Origin of the sequence: Paenibacillus castaneae (assembly GCF_002884445.1) — a bacterium.
Classification (GTDB): Bacteria; Bacillota; Bacilli; order Paenibacillales; family Paenibacillaceae; genus Pristimantibacillus; species Pristimantibacillus castaneae.
The window spans coordinates 181,042-198,130 of sequence record NZ_KZ614144.1 but is presented as its reverse complement, the minus strand read 5'-3'; the positions used below and the strand labels follow the sequence as shown (position 1 = coordinate 198,130).

The window sequence follows — 17,089 nt, the reverse complement described above, 5'->3', positions numbered from 1 at the left end:
CCCTCATGGTTCAGGCCCCTAAGGAGCCGCGAACCATGGACCAGGGCTCCTCATACGGAGCCCGGCACGTCCGCCTTCTTTTCTTACAGACCTTTGCTAGCGATGTAAGCAGCAAGATCAACTACGCGGTTCGAGTAGCCCCACTCATTGTCATACCAAGAAATAACTTTAACCATGTTGCCTTCAACAACCATAGTCGAAAGACCATCGATTGTGGAAGAAGCAGGGTCACTGTTGTAGTCGCTTGAAACAAGCGGCAATTCATTGTAGTTCAAGATGCCTTTAAGAGGACCGTTAGCAGCTTCTTTCAACGCTGCGTTAACTTCTTCTACAGTAACATCAACTTTAAGCTCAGCTACAAGGTCAGTTACGGATACGTTAGGCGTAGGAACACGCATTGCCATACCGTTCAATTTACCTTTAAGCTCAGGAAGTACAAGGGAAACAGCTTTCGCTGCGCCAGTTGAAGAAGGAATAATGTTCTCAGCAGCTGCGCGAGCACGACGCAAGTCTTTGTGCGGCACGTCAAGAACGGATTGGTCATTTGTATAAGAGTGGATCGTTGTCATCATGCCTTTAACGATTCCGAATTTATCGTTCAATACTTTCGCGAAAGGAGCAAGACAGTTTGTTGTGCATGAAGCGTTGGAAATAATGGTATGTGCCGCAGCGTCGTATTTATCTTCGTTAACGCCGATTACAATCGTGATATCTTCGTTCGTTGCAGGAGCTGAGATGATAACTTTTTTAGCGCCGCCTTGCAAGTGAAGCTCAGCTTTTTCTTTCGCTGTGAAAATACCTGTAGATTCAACTACGATTTCAACGCCAACAGATCCCCATGGAAGGTCTGCAGGGTTGCGCTCTGCGAATACTTTGATTTCGCGGCCATTAACGATAAGCGCGCCTTCTTTTGCTTCTACAGTAGCATCTAGTTGACCATGAGTCGTGTCGTATTTAAGAAGATGTGCAAGTGTAGCTGTATCAGTCAAGTCATTAACTGCTACGATTTCTACCTCTGGATTACCTAGTGCTGCGCGGAATACGTTACGGCCGATGCGACCAAAACCATTAATACCAACTTTAACCATTGTTGTTTCCTCCTAAGCGTTTTTAAAAGATTATTATATATTTCAAGATGTTTTGCAGTTATCGCCGAAGCGCTGCAAAGGCATCATGATTCCTTAACCAAATCAGGCTTTATTCTCAAACTAAAAATTATTGTCGTTCTAGTTCGATCAGTGCCATCATCTCTAATGCGGCTGCTTCATCCGTTACGAGTACATCATTGTGTCCGAAGCGCATAATGGCCGATATAGCCTCGCCTTTGCTCTTGCCGCCGGCAACTGCTATAACAACTTCAGTCTTTACTATATCTTCAAGCCGTAACCCCACCGTCTGCATTTTGTGCACGACAGCTCCTTTACGGTCGAAATAAAAACCGAATGCTTCCGCTAATGCGCCTTCCGCTTCCATCTCGTCAATGACCTCACGGTCCAACCGTCTGCGTCTAGCCATGACCATAGCGTCTCCGATTCCATGAATAACGATGCGAGCGCTGCGTATGACTTCCACAATTTCCTGAATATTAGGCTCCTGCATAATGGATGCGAATGCTTCCTCTCCCAAATGATCAGGAACATGCAATAGTCGGTATTGTGCGCCTGTACGCTTCGCCATCATAGAAGCAATCGTATTCGCTTGGTAATCCAAGCTCTCGCCAAGTCCGCCTCTTGCTGGCACGAACCAGTTCGTCTTAAGCGCAGAGGTACTAACAAGCTGGTTAGATACTTGTGCGATGGTCGTTCCGCCCGTTACGGCGACAACGTCATTCGGCTGCATAACTTTACTGAGCACCTGACAGCCCGCACGGCCAAGCTCGCGCTTCGTCTGAGAAGATGTCTCCGAGTCGCCTGCAACAATAATGACTTGGTTTAGTCCATAATGGCTGCGGATAGCTTCCTCCAGCTCGGATAAACCAAACATCGTTTTATACAACGGTTCAAGCTCTTCCAATAATAGCTTGCCTAATTCGCTAATGCGCATGCCACCCGAGTGAATCTCGAGCAAGCCCTGCGTTTTTAGAAAATCTGTCTCCGCCCGGAGCATGCGCTCCGTCATCGATAACGTGGACGCTAACGTCCGACGCCCGACCAAATCCGATAGCATGACCTGATGCAGAATCGTATACCGTTTCTTCATGACATCGAGCAGATCCGGCACAAGCTGCTGCTGCAGTTCAACGATCTGACGCATCTCTCATCCTTCACTCCATCGGCCTCTAGCGTTTTTAATCCATCAATGCTGGACTCATTATGTCCCGCGGTAACATTTCAAGTCCCACCTTTAGTTTATCGGAAAACGGCCACAGTAGCAATAGCCGTTTTCCCCTTGCAAACGGTTACCTTCACATTTTCTACATTTTTAATTTGTTAACGCCCCTTGCTTTCGTATAGGGAATAACATATAATCATTTTTGCTACTGTTTTTCATGCGCCCGTGGTCCAATGGATATGACGCAGCCCTCCGAAGGCTGAGATCTAGGTTCGATTCCTTGCGGGCGCGCCAACTACTATAATGATACATACTAACCGTTCCTATACGCAGGAGCGGTTTTCTTTGTTTTAGGGGGGACATAAGCTTCACTTATGAAGCTGTGATTACAATCCCGCACAATGACTCCTTTGGCTGCTCCAACAACCGAATAACTATTTAATGGGATTACCCAAAAGCAATACGATATAAACGCATTATCTCAATCCAGTGCCTTTTTTAATCTCTTTCTTCTAGATAAAATAAGTGCTTAACCGCCAACAAGATTGTCCACTTCCCTTATCAAAAAAAATGTCTGACTATCTTTGACTTTTGAGTTTTCATCCGTTATTATGAGAATACGATTTAAACCATTCATTGTTTTTCAGGAGGGGGCTTACGTTGGATATGAATTTCGTACCTATGGTTATTGAGCAAAGCAATCGCGGTGAGCGTGCTTATGACATCTACTCTCGCCTATTGAAGGATCGTATTATTTTTCTTGGTTCAGGCGTAAATGACGTGGTGGCTAACTCCATCATAGCTCAAATGTTATTCCTGGCAGCGGATGATCCCGAGAAGGACATTTCACTCTATATTAATAGCCCTGGCGGTTCCATCACTGCAGGTATGGCTATCTATGATACGATGCAGTACATTAAGCCGGATGTGTCCACTATATGTGTAGGCATGGCAGCGTCTATGGGTGCATTCTTGCTCACAGCAGGTGCTATAGGCAAGCGATATGCGCTTCCTAACAGCGAAGTGATGATTCATCAGCCGCTAGGCGGAGCAGAAGGCCAAGCAAGCGACATCGCCATTCGCGCGAAGCGCATTCTCAATATGCGTGACAAGCTGAATGTCATCTTGGCAGAACGCAGTGGACAATCGCTTGAACGGATTGAGAAGGATACGGATCGTGATTACTTCATGAGTGCCGCAGAAGCCAAAGAATATGGTCTTGTCGATAAAGTAATCGAGAAGCTCGTCTAATCCATTAAACCCCAAGAAAGCAGCAGGCCGAGGGAAGTTCTCGATCTGCTGCTTTTTTTTGTGTAAATATACACCATTCAAACTTGCTGTTCTCCACATAAAAAAAGGAGTTGACTTACAAACTCATAATGAGCCTGCAAGGCAACTCCTTCCCTTTTGAGCCTTTTATTGATTTTCCAGCTCTTCTTTGCTTACGAGAGCGACTAAAGCGTTTACAGCCTGCTCTGCGTCCGATCCCTCTGCACTTATAGAAACTTCAGTACCCGAACTGATTGCCAAGCTCATAATTCCCATTATCGATTTGGCATTCACTTTCTTGTCATCCTTCTCTACAAATACTTCGGAGGAAAATTTGTTCGCTTCTTGTACGAATAATGCTGCAGGTCTTGCATGAAGTCCCGTCTTAAGACGAACGACAACCGGAAGCCTTGTCATGGAAACCATACCCCCTATTTTACTAAATCATTTAAGCTCGTTTCGCGTTGTAAGTTAAGCGTGTATAAGCTTTATACAATACCATCTTTTTAAGTAAAGTCAGTTTGAACTATTATAACATTATACCAGCCTATACACTAGGTTTAAAGCTCAGACCCCGCGGATTTTTTCCGCGAGCTCATCAATTTTGCGCAATCGATGGTTTACGCCTGACTTACTGACCTTGCCTTTAAGCATTTCGCCGACCTCTGTCAGGTTCATATCGGGATGCAGCATCCTAATTTCTGCTACCTCTCGAAGCTTATCCGGCAAGCTCTCTAAGCCAACCTCTCTTTGCAGCAGCTTGATGTTCTCAATCTGACGAACAGCCGCTCCAATCGTTTTGTTCAAATTGGCAGTTTCGCAATTGACTATTCGGTTAACGGAGTTGCGCATATCGCGCATAATCCGAACATCCTCAAATTTGAATAACGCTTGATGTGCGCCAATAATATTCAAGAGCTCAATAATTTTCTCGCCCTCTTTGATGTAGAAGATAAACCCTTTTTTTCGTTCAATGCATCGTGCGTTCAAATCAAACTTATTGGCCAGGTCCACCAGCGCCTCACAGTGCTCTTGATACATCGAGGATATTTCCAAGTGGTAGGAAGAGCCCTCCGGGTTGTTAACTGAACCACCCGCAAGGAATGCTCCGCGCAGATAAGATCGCTTGCAGCAAGGCTTGCGAATAATTTCCTTGTCTATGCCAAGATTGAACATAAAGCCTTCTGATACAATTTTGAGCTCGCTCAATATTTCCTGTACCCCGGCTGGGATTCGGACAATATACACATTATTTTTTTTCAGTCTCATCTTCTTGCGCACAAGAAGCTCAACATGCACTTCATAATGTTTTTTGAGCAGGGTATAGATTCTTCTAGCTATGGCTGCATTTTCCGTTGAGATGTCCAAAACGACTTTGCGGCTGGATACGCTAACCGAACCATTCATACGTATGAGTGCTGACAGCTCTGCTCTCTCACAGCAGCTATCCGCTTCAATCAATGTTAGCTCTTTTTTCGTTTGCGCCGCAAATGACATCGTTCATCACCTCTTTCGTAACATCCAGTTTTCTACCAGTTTATATATATGATGACTCAAACGCTCTGCATCATGCCGCAGAAAAGTGCGGAATAGCACAAGACGGTCTGCTATAACCTCATAGCCTTTGTTTGTTACCGCATCTAGATCAAGATGCACCGCTTTCGCGCCCAACTCCGCATACTTGCTCTCGATTTGTGGAGGAATTTCGCCATCATTCACGATGACGTAATCGAATAGATGATGACCGATATGTGCATGAATGGCGTCCAAATGATCCCCAACCGAATAGTTATCCGTCTCGCCAGGCTGCGTCATCACGTTACAAACAAATAGCTTAACCGCTTCTGATTCTACAATTGCATTAGCAAGCTTTGGTACCAATAAATTCGGAATAATGCTCGTATATAAGCTGCCCGGACCGATCAGAATAGCATCAGCCTGCTCCAGCGCTTCAACCGCTTCTTGCAAAGGCTCCACATTCTCAGGCTCCAGAAAAACCCTCTTGATCGTTTTTCCCGCCTTCGGAATCATGGATTCTCCAGTTACAATCGTGCCGTCGGTCATCTCAGCCTTTAGGATAATGGCTTTACCTGCAGCTGGCAGTACACGCCCCCGTACCGCAAGCACGCGGCTAAGCTCACGAATGCCCGTTACAAAATCACCGGAAATGTCTGTCATAGCTGCAAGCATTAAATTGCCCAAGCTATGCCCAGCCAAACCAGGCACGCTCTTGAAGCGATATTGCAGTACCTCTGTCAGCAGCGGCTCCGCATCAGCAAGCGCCATTAATACGTTGCGGATATCGCCTGGAGGCGGAATCTGCATTTCATTACGAAGAATGCCTGAGCTTCCTCCATCATCGGCTACCGTTACAATGGCCGTAATGTCGAGAGGCTTCTCCTTCAGGCCTCGCAGCATAACAGAAAGTCCTGTACCTCCGCCGATAACGACGATTTTGGGACGCCTTAATATTTTGTGTCTACTTTGCATTCTCTCACCTTTCAGTGCCTGTCACGTTCGGCATCGCGATGACTGACACGCACACGTTCCGTATCACTGCTGCCGAGAATGCGGCCCAAGTATTCGGCAATGGCAACGGAGCGATGCTTCCCGCCTGTACATCCTATGCCAATGACAACCTGACTTTTCCCTTCCTTGCGATAAAGCGGAATAAGGAATTGCAGCATATCAACCAGCTTCGTTAGAAACTGCTGTGTTTCAGGCCACTTCATAACATAATCATAGACATCAGGATTTTGTCCCGTATTCGGACGAAGATGCTCTACATAATGCGGGTTTGGTAAAAATCGAACATCATAAATGAGGTCGGCATCGATAGGAATACCGTATTTGAAGCCAAATGAAGTAACATTAACGGATAAGCTGTTCTGCTCTATATTCGTAAAATGAGAAATAATGCGTTCCTTCAATTTCACAGGCTTCAACGTGCTTGTATCAATGACCTGCGATGCCCAGCCCTTTAAATCCTCCAGCAGACGACGCTCATTGCGAATACCCTCAAGCGGCATGCCATCAGGTGCAAGCGGATGACGGCGCCGGCTTTCCTTGTAGCGTTGAACCAGCACCTCATCCGTAGCATCCAAGAACAGTATTTCATAGCTTATGGTGTAATTCTCTTTAATATCAGCTAATGATTCCGACAAGGCGGTAAAAAACTCTCTGCCTCGCAAATCAATGACAAGCGCAACTTTCCCGATCTTGCCATTTGATTGATCGATAAGCTCCGCGAACTTCGGAATAAGAACAGGAGGCAAATTATCTACGCAGAAGAAACCGAGATCCTCCAAGCTTTGGACTGCAATGGTTTTCCCTGCGCCAGACATCCCGGTAATAATGACAAGCTTCGCTACTGTCGCTGTTGTTTCCATTATTAAAACCTCCTACAAAGTTTGCGAATGCAAACTTACTTCGTAAGCGTGGACCTAAAGTTTGCGAATGCAAACTTACTTCGTAAGCATGGACCTAAAGTTTGCGAATGCAAACTTACTTCGTTAGCCTCTTAGGATAAGGCCTGCCGCACCAACTACGCCAGCGTTGTTGCCAAGTGTTGCTGCTACGATTTTCACTTCTTCTTTCGCTTGATCCTGCGTATATTTCTCGAAAACCTCACGAATTTGATCAAATAGGAAATCTCCTGCCTTCGAAACGCCGCCGCCGATAATAAAGTATTGCGGATTAAGCACTATAGCGATCATAGCCATAGATTTGCCCAAATAATAAGCTGCACGATTAACAATGCGAGTCGCTACTTCATCTCCAGCTTTCGCTGCATCAAGAACGTCCTTCGCCATAATGTTTTCTACTTGAGACAGGGAGGTACGATCTCCACGTTCAACCGCATCCTTCGCCATGCGAATAATGCCAGTCGCTGACGATACGGTTTCCAGACAACCCATTTTGCCGCATCCGCATTGGATTGCTTCCAAATCCGGCACGATCGCCATATGGCCCAGCTCGCCTGCCATTCCTTTAAAGCCTTCAACTATTTTATGATTAATAATAATGCCGCCGCCTACGCCAGTTCCAAGCGTATAGCATACGCAATGCGCGATTCCTTTGCCCGCTCCGCCCCATGCCTCGCCTAATGCGGCAACATTTGCGTCATTATTGACTTTAACCGTTGTACCCAATTCTTGCTCTAAGTATTGTTTCAAGTTGACGTTCTCAATTTTAAGATTAGGCGCAAATTTAACAATGCCGTTAGGTATGTCCAGAAATCCAGCAATACCAACGCCTACTCCTCCAACTTGATCCCAGTCATATTCAGATTCATCTACGATTTGCTTTGAGTAATTTGCAATATTTTGAAGGATAGTGTCCGTTCCTTTGTTCGTTTCTGTTGGCCCTTCATACGTTTGAAGCAATACTCCATCCGCATTGCAAATGCCTAACTTAATAGCAGTACCGCCAACATCGACTCCAACGTAAATCTTCTCAGACATCACTAGTCCACCTCATCAGTATGTTAATCTTCTCTGTAACACTATAAGCTTTCCTTTACCCTGCGGTCAAGATAATGAAATACAGGCAAATCAAGCCTTCACAGCTATTGAAAAAGCTATACCGTCAAGCATAGCGCTCTGCTGGTATAGCTCTCTCGGTGTCATATAGATACGCCTCGCCAATCCTTAAAGCGATTTGCTCCAATCATGCGTTATGCTTCCTTCAAGAAATCTCTCGCAATCAAGCGCAGCCATACATCCACTGCCTGCTGCTGTAATCGCTTGGCGATATTTGCTGTCTTGAACGTCGCCGCAAGCGAAGACACCTGGTACATTTGTTTCGGATGTGCCTGGCTTTACGACGATATAGCCATGATCATCTGTATCGATTTGACCGTCTAGAAATTTGGTGTTCGGCGTGTGGCCGATCGCGATGAAAATACCATCAGTTGGAATAACATCTTCTTCGCCTGTTGTATTGTCACGTACCTTAAGTCCGGTAACACCCATGCCCGTTGCTACAACCTCAACCGGCGTACGGTTTAGGCTCCAGCTGATTTTCTCATTTTCACGCGCACGGTCCTGCATGATTTTGGAAGCGCGAAGCTCATCACGACGGTTAACCAGTTCAACATTGCTTGCGAAGCGAGTAAGGAAGCTTGCTTCCTCCATCGCAGAGTCGCCGCCGCCAACAACGATAATTTTTTTGCCGCGGAAGAAGAATCCATCACAGGTTGCGCATGTGCTCACGCCGCGCCCTACGTTTTCTTTCTCTCCCGGAATGCCTAAATATCTAGCTGACGCACCGGTAGAGATAATAATGCTCTCTCCAACCAATTCCCCATGTCCTTCTACTTGAAGCTTGAATGGACGCTGCGACATATCTACGCTGTTAACCCAGCCTGTAATGAATGTAGCACCGAACCGCTCTGCTTGCTTACGCATATTTTCCATAAGCTCAGGACCCATAATTCCCTCTGGGAAGCCTGGGAAATTCTCAACCTCAGTTGTTGTTGTCAATTGGCCTCCAGGTTCAGGGCCTTCAATAATTAGCGGGCTCATGTTAGCGCGAGCCAAATAAATAGCTGCTGTAAGACCAGCAGGGCCGGTACCGATAATAATGGATTTATACATCAATTTCACCCCATAAGTTGTTATTATTCGTCCTGCAGCTCCTGCGTTGAAAAAACAGAGCTAATCGACTTCATCTTTTCCTTTATGCCGCAGGTCTCGTCTATTTTCTTCACGTTCTTGCTAACTGTTGCAATAGATGTGCCGTATCGAATCGAAACCTCGTGATACGAGATCGCTCTACGATGCATTTTGGCAGTCAAATATTCTAACGCGGCTGCCCAGCCTTCAGGCTTGGTCAGTTTCGGAACATCCGGGTATACTCGCGACAAGAATTCTACCCAAAGCGTCATCAGATCATGCTGCTGTACCAAATCATACTGCTTGCTCATTTGAGCAAGAGCCGTTTCTACGACAGCCTGCCATTTATCTTCCCACACCGGCAGTCTGGATGGAACGCGATTGGGCTCGATGACCGTTTCTTTGCCCTCTAACACCGCCTGCAAAGGCTCTTGAACGCCTATTGTCCGCAGAACAAAGATGGCAATCCGCTTTAAATAGTCGTCTTCATCCCGCTCAAGAAGAAATGTCCGCAGAACATCCTTTACCTCATTGTCAGCAATCATGCCGAGAGCCTGAATAACTTGCAGCTTCGTATTCTGATCACCGTGGCGAAGCGCCCAGAAGAATGAGGACCTAACAAGCGGATCCCGCTTCAAATGGTCTGGAATTCCGTCCGAGGATTTCTCCCAAAGCTTGAATTGCTCTTCGAAAGGGAGATGGTAATGATAGCTGATTGACGCCGTCTGTTCTCCGCTTCGTACAAGCTCAAGCTGCTCCATGTAATAACGAGGTATTCCTGAGAGCGGATCGAGCTTTATCGTTTGCTTCCATAACCGCTCTGCTTCCTGCAGGCGGCCGATATTGCATGCTGCCACAGCAGCGTAATGGTATAAGCAAGGATCTTGATGAAGCTCTGAATCCTTTAATAGACGGGTAAAGTGCGTATAAGCAGCCCCATGCTCTCCTAAGATGCCCATTGTAGTCGCCAGTTTAAACACATGCTCCTGATGGAAGGGTACTGTCTTAATGAGCAGCTCAACCAGCGGCTTCAGACTTTCTGAATCATTCGCATGCTGATAGAAGATCGCAAGATTGCAAAGCGCATGCAAATTGCCAGATTCCAGCTCCAACACCTGCTGTATCGTCTCCATCGCCTTTTCGAACATGCCCATATAGTAGTAGGCTAAGGCCAAATTATTGCGTGCAGCCAAGAAGTCCGGCTGGCCTTCAATAATTTGCTCCAAAATACGTACAGCCTCCGTAAATTTTCCTTCCTCCAGCAGCATACGGGCCTGATCATGCTCGACCATGCCTTCACGCGACTTTATATTCGTCAGCCGCGTAGGCCGTTCCAGTTCATAATGCAGCAGATCCATCATTTCTTCCGCTTCATCCAGAAACTGACCTTCCGCATCTTGTTCCAAATATTGAATAAGCGAGCCCTCGGCTGCTTCATATTGCTCCATGTTCGCGAAGTTATTCGCCATATAGAAATGACATTCCGTCATCATAGGATCAAGCTCTGTTACAATCCAGCCCAAAATCCGATTCGATTCCTCATAATTGCCCATTTCTGAAAGAATGCCGGCCATATTGCAATGGTTTACCGGATTTTCCGGCTCGTATTCGACTGCACGGCGAAAATATTTAAGTGCCTTGTCATAATGGAACCGATCCAAAGATTGAACCGCACGTTCGAAAAAAAACGTAGCGTCCCATTGAACCGGTATGACTTTCGTCTGTTGCTCTACGGCGACCCGTTTCTTTCCTTTCACCCGCAAGGCACCTCCCGTTACTTCCGATTTCCTACGATTATACCATAGCACCGCCCATCCTAACACGAAAGAATATGTGGGAAAATCGCGGACGGTACATTCACCGCCCGCGATTTTCGCAGAATATCTATTCTTTTCGTACGTTAAGCATCAGCTTCCTATGCTTAAACGCCATTGCTTTTGAACAAGGTGCTGATGGAGCCGCCTTCCAAAATGATGCGGGTCGCTTCCGCAAGAAGAGGCGCGACAGATAACACTTTAAATCGTTCCGGAGTCCAGTCAGGCAAGCTGATGGAATCGGTAACGATAACCTCTTTTATATTCGGGTGATCCAAACGCTCAATAGCCGATCCGGAGAATAAAGGGTGTGTCGCGCAAACATATACATCCTCTGCACCGCGTTCCTTCAAGCCTTCCACAACGTTAACAATCGTCGTTCCCGTATCAATCAAGTCCTCGATGATAATCGGAGTTTGGCCTTCAACATCACCGATGACGTGAGTAATGACCGATTCATTATGCGCAGGGCGCTTCTTGATCATAATGGCAAATGAAGTATCCAAGTAGTTCGCCAGCTTCTCCGCAGTCGAAGCACGGCCAGCATCCGGTGAAACAACAACCGGATTTTTGATGTTTTTCGTCTTGAGGTAATCACTGATTAGATCAAGCGCAGTCATATGATCGACCGGAATGTTGAAGAAGCCTTGAATAGCCGGAGCATGCAGATCAATCGTAATAACGCGATTCGCTCCCACAGTTGTGAGCACATCCGCCAGCATTTTTGCTGAGATCGGCTCCCTCGGTGCTGCTTTACGCTCCTGACGAGCATAACCGTAATAAGGCATGATAATATTCACCGTTCTAGCGGAAGCACGCTTCGCCGCATCAATCATTACAAGCAATTCGACAAAATGCTCGTTGATTGGATGTGAGAAAGATTGTACAAGAAACACGTCGCAATTCCGAATCGTTTCCTCGTAATGCACGTAAATCTCGCCGCTTTTGAAACGGGACATCTTGATCGCACCTAGCGTCAGACCAAGCTCTGCACTAATTTTCTGAGCCAATACCGGATTAGACGAACCCGAAAAAATACGCACCTTGTCGCTTAACATGATACCCTCCTGAGCGTTAAAACCAATTAATTTTACTAAATTTGTATTCGTCCTTGTCTGATCATTCGACAAAGCTTGTTATTCAATTATATTATACATCGATTTCACAATAATTCAAAAATCAATTAGCAATAAATTTCGACAATTAAATGTCGCAAGCTGAGTATATCCTACTTCTTTCAGCATTGCACGCGCTTGATCCAAATATTGGCCGAGCCTTTCAGGCTGATGGGCGTCCGAGCCAATTGTAATCGGAATGCCAAGTTTGCAAGCATATTCCAGCATGCGGCGGCTTGGGAACATCTCTGCACAAGGTGTGCGCAGACCAGAAGCATTAAGCTCAATGCCAAGCCCCTGTTTCTTAATCGCCTCCAGAGCCGCATTCTCCAAATGAGTGACGTCACCCTCTGGCTTGTAACCAAAGCGTTTAATAACATCGACATGACCGATATAATCATAAAATCCCGTAGCGGCGGCTTTGCCGATCGCATCGTAGTACTGCTCGTAGACAGCCATCCGGTCACGGCCTTCCCAGCCATCCGTTTGCCGGAAATCGGTAATGTCCCATTCCCCGAGAAAATGAACGGAGCCGATCACATAGTCCCATGGATAGGCCCTGATGATCGACTCAATCTCCTTCTCGCAGCCTTCAATATAGTCGCCTTCCATGCCAACGCGAACATCGATTTGCCCTTTGTACTTTTCCTTGAGTGCAAAGCATTCTTCCACATAACGCGGAAGCTCTTCCATCGGCATTGCCATTTCCGGATAATAAGCTGCCGGATCAACATGAAGAAGAGGCATATGATCAGAAAGGCCGATCTGCGCGAGGCCGATCTCGATGCCCTTCTGTACATATTCCTCTAATGCGCCAACGGCGTGACCGCAGCGGGCATGGTGAGTATGATAATCGATAAGCATTAGTATACCGGCCTTTCCACCGAGATAGCCGAGTGGCTATCTCATTTTATTTGTTGTCGGCTTGCCGTGGCGGCTGTTAATTTCACGAATGACATCATCCAGCGGCAGCTCCCGCTCACGAAGCAATACCATGATATGGAATATAAGATCGCTGACTTCGCTGCGCAGCTCGTCATTATCTTTATTTTTCGCCGCAATAATAACCTCGGACGCTTCCTCGCCAACCTTTTTTAGTATTTTATCTACGCCTTTTTCGAATAGATAAGAGGTGTAAGAGCCTTCTGGCCGCTCTGCGTAACGCTCAGCTATTATACTTTCAAGCTGTCCCAGCGTAGCGAAACGATCAGCTGCCGTTTGTTCAGCCTTTGCTGCAGGTGCAGTCTCGCTGTTCACTTCAATTGCATTGAAGAAGCAGTTATAGCGTCCTGTGTGACAAGCTGGACCCTTCTGCAGCACCTTAACGAGAAGAGTATCTCCATCGCAATCATAAGCCATCGATACGATCTGCTGGGTATGGCCGCTTGTTGCCCCTTTGTTCCAAAGCTCGTTGCGCGAACGGCTCCAATACCAGGTTACACCGGATTCGACGGATAGCTGCAAAGATTCTTTATTCATATAAGCCATCATAAGCACTTCTTTGCTCTGCGCATCTTGTACGATGGCAGGCACTAGCCCTGCTTGATCCCATCTAATGCTGGATAGGAGCTCGCTATAGTTATTTTCTGTCATCGAACTTCTACTCCCTTCCTTCTTAAATCATCCTTAACTTCACGGATCGTCATTTCTTTATAGTGGAAAATGGTAGCCGCAAGAGCTGCATCCGCATGTGCCTGCTGGAATACGTCGCTGAAATGCTCAACACGTCCCGCTCCGCCGGAAGCAATGACCGGAATGCCTAACGAGTCCGACACAGCCTGTGTCAGCTTAAGGTCAAAGCCATCCTTTGTTCCGTCCGCATCCATGCTCGTCAGCAATATTTCGCCTGCACCAAGCCGCTCTACTTCACGAGCCCACTCCAGAGCCTTAATTCCCGTCGTCTGGCGGCCCCCATGGGTATAAACCTCCCATTCGCCCCACTCTGCATTGAACTTCGCATCTATCGCGACAACGATACATTGTGAGCCGAATTTGCGCGAGCCCTCTTGCACGAGAGAAGGATTCTTGACCGCAGCCGTATTTATGCCAATTTTATCCGCTCCTGCCCGCAGCAGCCGCTTCATATCATCAACATGGGATATGCCCCCGCCGACTGTAAATGGAATCGTAATTTCGCCAGCCGTCTGCTTGACGACCTCAATCATCGTAGCGCGTCCCTCAACCGAAGCGGAAATGTCCAAAAACACGAGCTCATCCGCACCCTCTTTGTCATAGGTAGCCGCCAGCTCTACTGGATCGCCCGCATCACGCAGATTCACGAAATTAACACCTTTTACAACACGTCCATCCTTCACATCCAGACACGGAATGATTCGTTTTGCCAGCATGTCGCTCTCTCCTTTTGGCTCGTATAGCCGAGCATATTCATAGTAAACCTGAAGTCTATTACGATTTACTGGGGCTGCTTGCTCTTTGCCAGCTCCAGGAATTTTCCCAGCAGCTGCATGCCAAGCTCGCCGCTTTTCTCCGGGTGGAATTGCATGCCGTATACATTGCTGCGGCCCACAATTGCCGTCACCTGCTGGTTGTAGTCCGTAGTAGCTAGCAGATCGGAGGATTGCTCCGGCTTCGCATGAAAAGAATGCACGAAATAGACATGCCCTTCTGTTAGTCCGTTGAACAAAGGCGATTGTTCTTGAAGAAAGGATAGCTTATTCCAGCCCATGTGAGGCACTTTAAAGTCACCTTTAAAGCGGATAACCTTGCCCGGCAGCAGGTTTAGCCCATCATTTGCGCCATGCTCCTCGCTTTCGCTGAAGAGCAGCTGCATCCCTAAGCAGATTCCTAATAGGGGCTTTCCTGATGCCGCATAAAATTTCACCACATCATCCAGCTTCGTTTGGCGCAAATTATCCATCGCATCGCCAAATGCGCCAACGCCGGGCAGGATCGCACCGTCTGCTTCCAATATCGTTTGTGGATCAGAGGTCAGGACAGCCTCATAACCAAGACGCTCAACCGCCTTGCTTACACTGTGCAGGTTGCCCATACCGTAATCGATAATCGCGATCATCCTACAATACTCCCTTCGTCGAAGGAACTCCTTGCACGCGAGGATCGATGCTCGTTGCTTCATCCAGCGCACGTCCGAGCGCTTTGAATACCGCTTCAATCATGTGATGCGTATTCTGACCGTAATGTACGATAACATGCAGTGTTATGCGTGCCTCTAGCGCAAGCTTCCACAGAAACTCATGAACAAGCTCTGTAGAGAAGCTGCCAACCTGCGATGATGGGTAATCCGCACGGTATTCGAAGTGCGGGCGATTGCTGACATCAACAATAACCTGCGCAAGCGCCTCGTCCATCGGCACAAATACGCTGGCATAACGCTTAATGCCGCGCTTGTCGCCCAGCGCCTCACGCAGCGTCTGTCCGATGCAAATGCCAATGTCCTCAACCGTGTGGTGGTCGTCGATATCAATATCGCCGCGCGCCTCTAGCTCAAGATTAAATTGGCCATGCTTGATGAACAAATCCAGCATATGATTAAGAAAAGGCACATCCGTTTCAAGCTTTGTCTCTCCTGTACCGTCTACCGCAAATGTAAGCTTAATATCCGTTTCGTTTGTCTTGCGCGCCACTGACGCCTCGCGTACTCTCGTTTCTGCCACTTTATATTCCCTCTTTCTAGTAGGTTAGCTGTACCGCTTCTCGATCCATTCCACCATGTGTAAATCCAATACCGTACCCTTTAGCCGCGTTCCTTCTCCAGGCGAATCTCAATCGCCCGAGCATGCCCTTCAAGCCCCTCATGCCGTGCAAGCGTCATGATTTTCTCTCCGTTCGCAAGCATTGCTTCCTTGCTGTAATAGATCAAGCTTGATTTCTTCAAGAAATCATCGACATTGACTGGAGAAGAGAAACGCGCCGTTCCGTTTGTCGGAATGATGTGATTCGGCCCTGCGAAATAGTCTCCCACAGGCTCTGAGCTGTAAGGCCCCAGGAATATCGCGCCCGCGTTCTGAATATGGCCAAGCAGGCGCATCGGATCAACCGTCAATACTTCCAGATGCTCAGGCGCCAGCTGGTTTACAACATCGATACCCGCTTCAAGTGAATCAACGAGCAACACAGCTCCATAGCTATCGATGGATTTGCGTGCAATTTCTTGACGCGGCAGCGTGGACAGCTGACGCTCCACCTCAGCTGCAACAGCTTCCGCAAGCTGCTGCGACGGCGTAATAAGAATGGCGGAAGCCATCTCATCATGCTCTGCTTGCGACAGCAGATCCGCAGCTACATAGGCAGGATCTGCTGAATCGTCCGCAAGCACGACGATTTCACTTGGTCCGGCGATACTGTCGATATCGACGGCACCGAACACGGCGCGCTTCGCCAGCGCCACATAAATATTGCCCGGTCCGCAAATTTTGTCGACCGGATCAATCGACGCTGTGCCGTACGCTAGCGCGGCAATCGCTTGTGCGCCTCCGACCCGGTACATCTCCTTCACGCCAGCCTCTGCGGCGGCTACAAGAATATACGGGTCGATACCCGCGGTTCCGCCGGTTGCAGGCGGCGTCACCATTACAATCTCCGGCACGCCTGCGACCTGTGCCGGAATAACATTCATCAGCACGGACGACGGATAAGCCGCCTTGCCTCCGGGCACATATACGCCGACCCGCTTCAGCGGCCGCATAATTTGCCCGAGCAGCGTTCCGTCCTGCTGCAGGTCCATCCACGAGGTGCGCATCTGCTTCTCGTGGAATACCCGAATATTCACGGCCGCCTCGCGAATCGCCGTGAGAAAATCAGCGTCGACAAATTGATACGCCGCCTCAATCTCCTGCTGCGTCACGCGCAGCGACGCTGCATCCAGCTTAACCCGGTCATGCTGCTCCGTATACCGCAGCAATGCCGCATCGCCCTCGGCCTTTACGTCTGCGACGATCTTCATGGCCGCCTCATTCTGCTCCGGTGTCCCATATTCCACTTCGCGCTTTAAACCAAACTGCTCCGCACGCATAATACGCATAGC

General features: G+C 47.8%; 17 protein-coding genes and 1 tRNA gene. 2 read left to right on the top strand and 16 right to left on the bottom strand.

Annotated elements, in window-relative coordinates; all coding sequences use genetic code 11:
- Window positions 1–83: 83 nt before the first annotated feature.
- Complete coding sequence (gap, locus tag CEF13_RS00980; protein ID WP_102709007.1) at window positions 84–1,088, bottom strand: type I glyceraldehyde-3-phosphate dehydrogenase; 1,005 nt, start codon at window positions 1,086–1,088, stop codon at window positions 84–86.
- A 127-nt stretch (window positions 1,089–1,215) separates the two neighbouring features.
- Window positions 1,216–2,253: a sugar-binding transcriptional regulator gene (locus CEF13_RS00975; RefSeq protein ID WP_102709006.1), complete on the bottom strand. Its 1,038-nt coding sequence runs from the start codon at window positions 2,251–2,253 to the stop codon at window positions 1,216–1,218.
- 237 nt (window positions 2,254–2,490) lie between these two features.
- On the opposite strand from CEF13_RS00975, the gene CEF13_RS00970 reads away from it, so the two are divergent.
- Window positions 2,491–2,565 (top strand) — tRNA-Arg (locus CEF13_RS00970).
- A 372-nt stretch (window positions 2,566–2,937) separates the two neighbouring features.
- The gene (gene clpP, locus CEF13_RS00965; protein ID WP_208414817.1) at window positions 2,938–3,522 is read left to right on the top strand and encodes an ATP-dependent Clp endopeptidase proteolytic subunit ClpP; all 585 of its coding nucleotides are present in this window, start codon (window positions 2,938–2,940) and stop codon (window positions 3,520–3,522) included.
- A 165-nt stretch (window positions 3,523–3,687) separates the two neighbouring features.
- Here clpP and CEF13_RS00960 read toward each other — a convergent pair whose 3' ends face one another.
- From CEF13_RS00960 to hisD, 14 genes are all read right to left on the bottom strand, one after another.
- The gene (locus CEF13_RS00960; protein ID WP_028609180.1) at window positions 3,688–3,957 is read right to left on the bottom strand and encodes an HPr family phosphocarrier protein; all 270 of its coding nucleotides are present in this window, start codon (window positions 3,955–3,957) and stop codon (window positions 3,688–3,690) included.
- Window positions 3,958–4,107: 150 nt separating this feature from the next.
- Window positions 4,108–5,037, bottom strand: a complete 930-nt coding sequence (gene whiA / locus CEF13_RS00955) for a DNA-binding protein WhiA (protein ID WP_102709004.1) — start codon at window positions 5,035–5,037, stop codon at window positions 4,108–4,110.
- Between the two features lie 6 nt (window positions 5,038–5,043).
- Window positions 5,044–6,030 (bottom strand): gluconeogenesis factor YvcK family protein, encoded by a 987-nt coding sequence (locus tag CEF13_RS00950; protein ID WP_102709003.1) that lies wholly within the window; start codon window positions 6,028–6,030, stop codon window positions 5,044–5,046.
- Between the two features lie 11 nt (window positions 6,031–6,041).
- Window positions 6,042–6,929, bottom strand: a complete 888-nt coding sequence (rapZ, locus tag CEF13_RS00945; RefSeq protein ID WP_102709002.1) for an RNase adapter RapZ — start codon at window positions 6,927–6,929, stop codon at window positions 6,042–6,044.
- 123 nt (window positions 6,930–7,052) lie between these two features.
- The gene (locus tag CEF13_RS00940; protein ID WP_102709001.1) at window positions 7,053–8,003 is read right to left on the bottom strand and encodes an ROK family glucokinase; all 951 of its coding nucleotides are present in this window, start codon (window positions 8,001–8,003) and stop codon (window positions 7,053–7,055) included.
- Window positions 8,004–8,189: 186 nt separating this feature from the next.
- Complete coding sequence (gene trxB / locus CEF13_RS00935) at window positions 8,190–9,137, bottom strand: thioredoxin-disulfide reductase (RefSeq protein WP_102709000.1); 948 nt, start codon at window positions 9,135–9,137, stop codon at window positions 8,190–8,192.
- 23 nt (window positions 9,138–9,160) lie between these two features.
- Window positions 9,161–10,912 carry a tetratricopeptide repeat protein gene (locus CEF13_RS00930; RefSeq protein ID WP_102708999.1) on the bottom strand — a complete coding sequence of 584 codons (1,752 nt, stop codon included), beginning with the start codon at window positions 10,910–10,912 and terminating at the stop codon, window positions 9,161–9,163.
- Between the two features lie 164 nt (window positions 10,913–11,076).
- Window positions 11,077–12,027 carry a ribose-phosphate diphosphokinase gene (locus CEF13_RS00925; RefSeq protein ID WP_102708998.1) on the bottom strand — a complete coding sequence of 317 codons (951 nt, stop codon included), beginning with the start codon at window positions 12,025–12,027 and terminating at the stop codon, window positions 11,077–11,079.
- A gap of 114 nt (window positions 12,028–12,141) precedes the next feature.
- A complete protein-coding gene (gene hisJ, locus CEF13_RS00920) occupies window positions 12,142–12,948 on the bottom strand; it encodes a histidinol-phosphatase HisJ (protein WP_102708997.1) in 807 nt (268 codons plus the stop codon).
- Between the two features lie 36 nt (window positions 12,949–12,984).
- Window positions 12,985–13,677: a bifunctional phosphoribosyl-AMP cyclohydrolase/phosphoribosyl-ATP diphosphatase HisIE gene (gene hisIE / locus CEF13_RS00915; protein ID WP_102708996.1), complete on the bottom strand. Its 693-nt coding sequence runs from the start codon at window positions 13,675–13,677 to the stop codon at window positions 12,985–12,987.
- A complete protein-coding gene (gene hisF, locus CEF13_RS00910) occupies window positions 13,674–14,432 on the bottom strand; it encodes an imidazole glycerol phosphate synthase subunit HisF (RefSeq protein WP_102708995.1) in 759 nt (252 codons plus the stop codon). Before hisF ends, hisIE begins: the two co-directional genes overlap by 4 nt.
- A 65-nt stretch (window positions 14,433–14,497) precedes the next feature.
- A complete protein-coding gene (gene hisH, locus CEF13_RS00905) occupies window positions 14,498–15,118 on the bottom strand; it encodes an imidazole glycerol phosphate synthase subunit HisH (RefSeq protein ID WP_102708994.1) in 621 nt (206 codons plus the stop codon).
- Window position 15,119: 1 nt separating this feature from the next.
- Window positions 15,120–15,719 (bottom strand): imidazoleglycerol-phosphate dehydratase HisB, encoded by a 600-nt coding sequence (gene hisB / locus CEF13_RS00900; protein ID WP_102708993.1) that lies wholly within the window; start codon window positions 15,717–15,719, stop codon window positions 15,120–15,122.
- Between the two features lie 80 nt (window positions 15,720–15,799).
- Complete coding sequence (gene hisD, locus CEF13_RS00895; RefSeq protein WP_102708992.1) at window positions 15,800–17,086, bottom strand: histidinol dehydrogenase; 1,287 nt, start codon at window positions 17,084–17,086, stop codon at window positions 15,800–15,802.
- Between the last annotated feature and the right edge of the window lie 3 nt (window positions 17,087–17,089).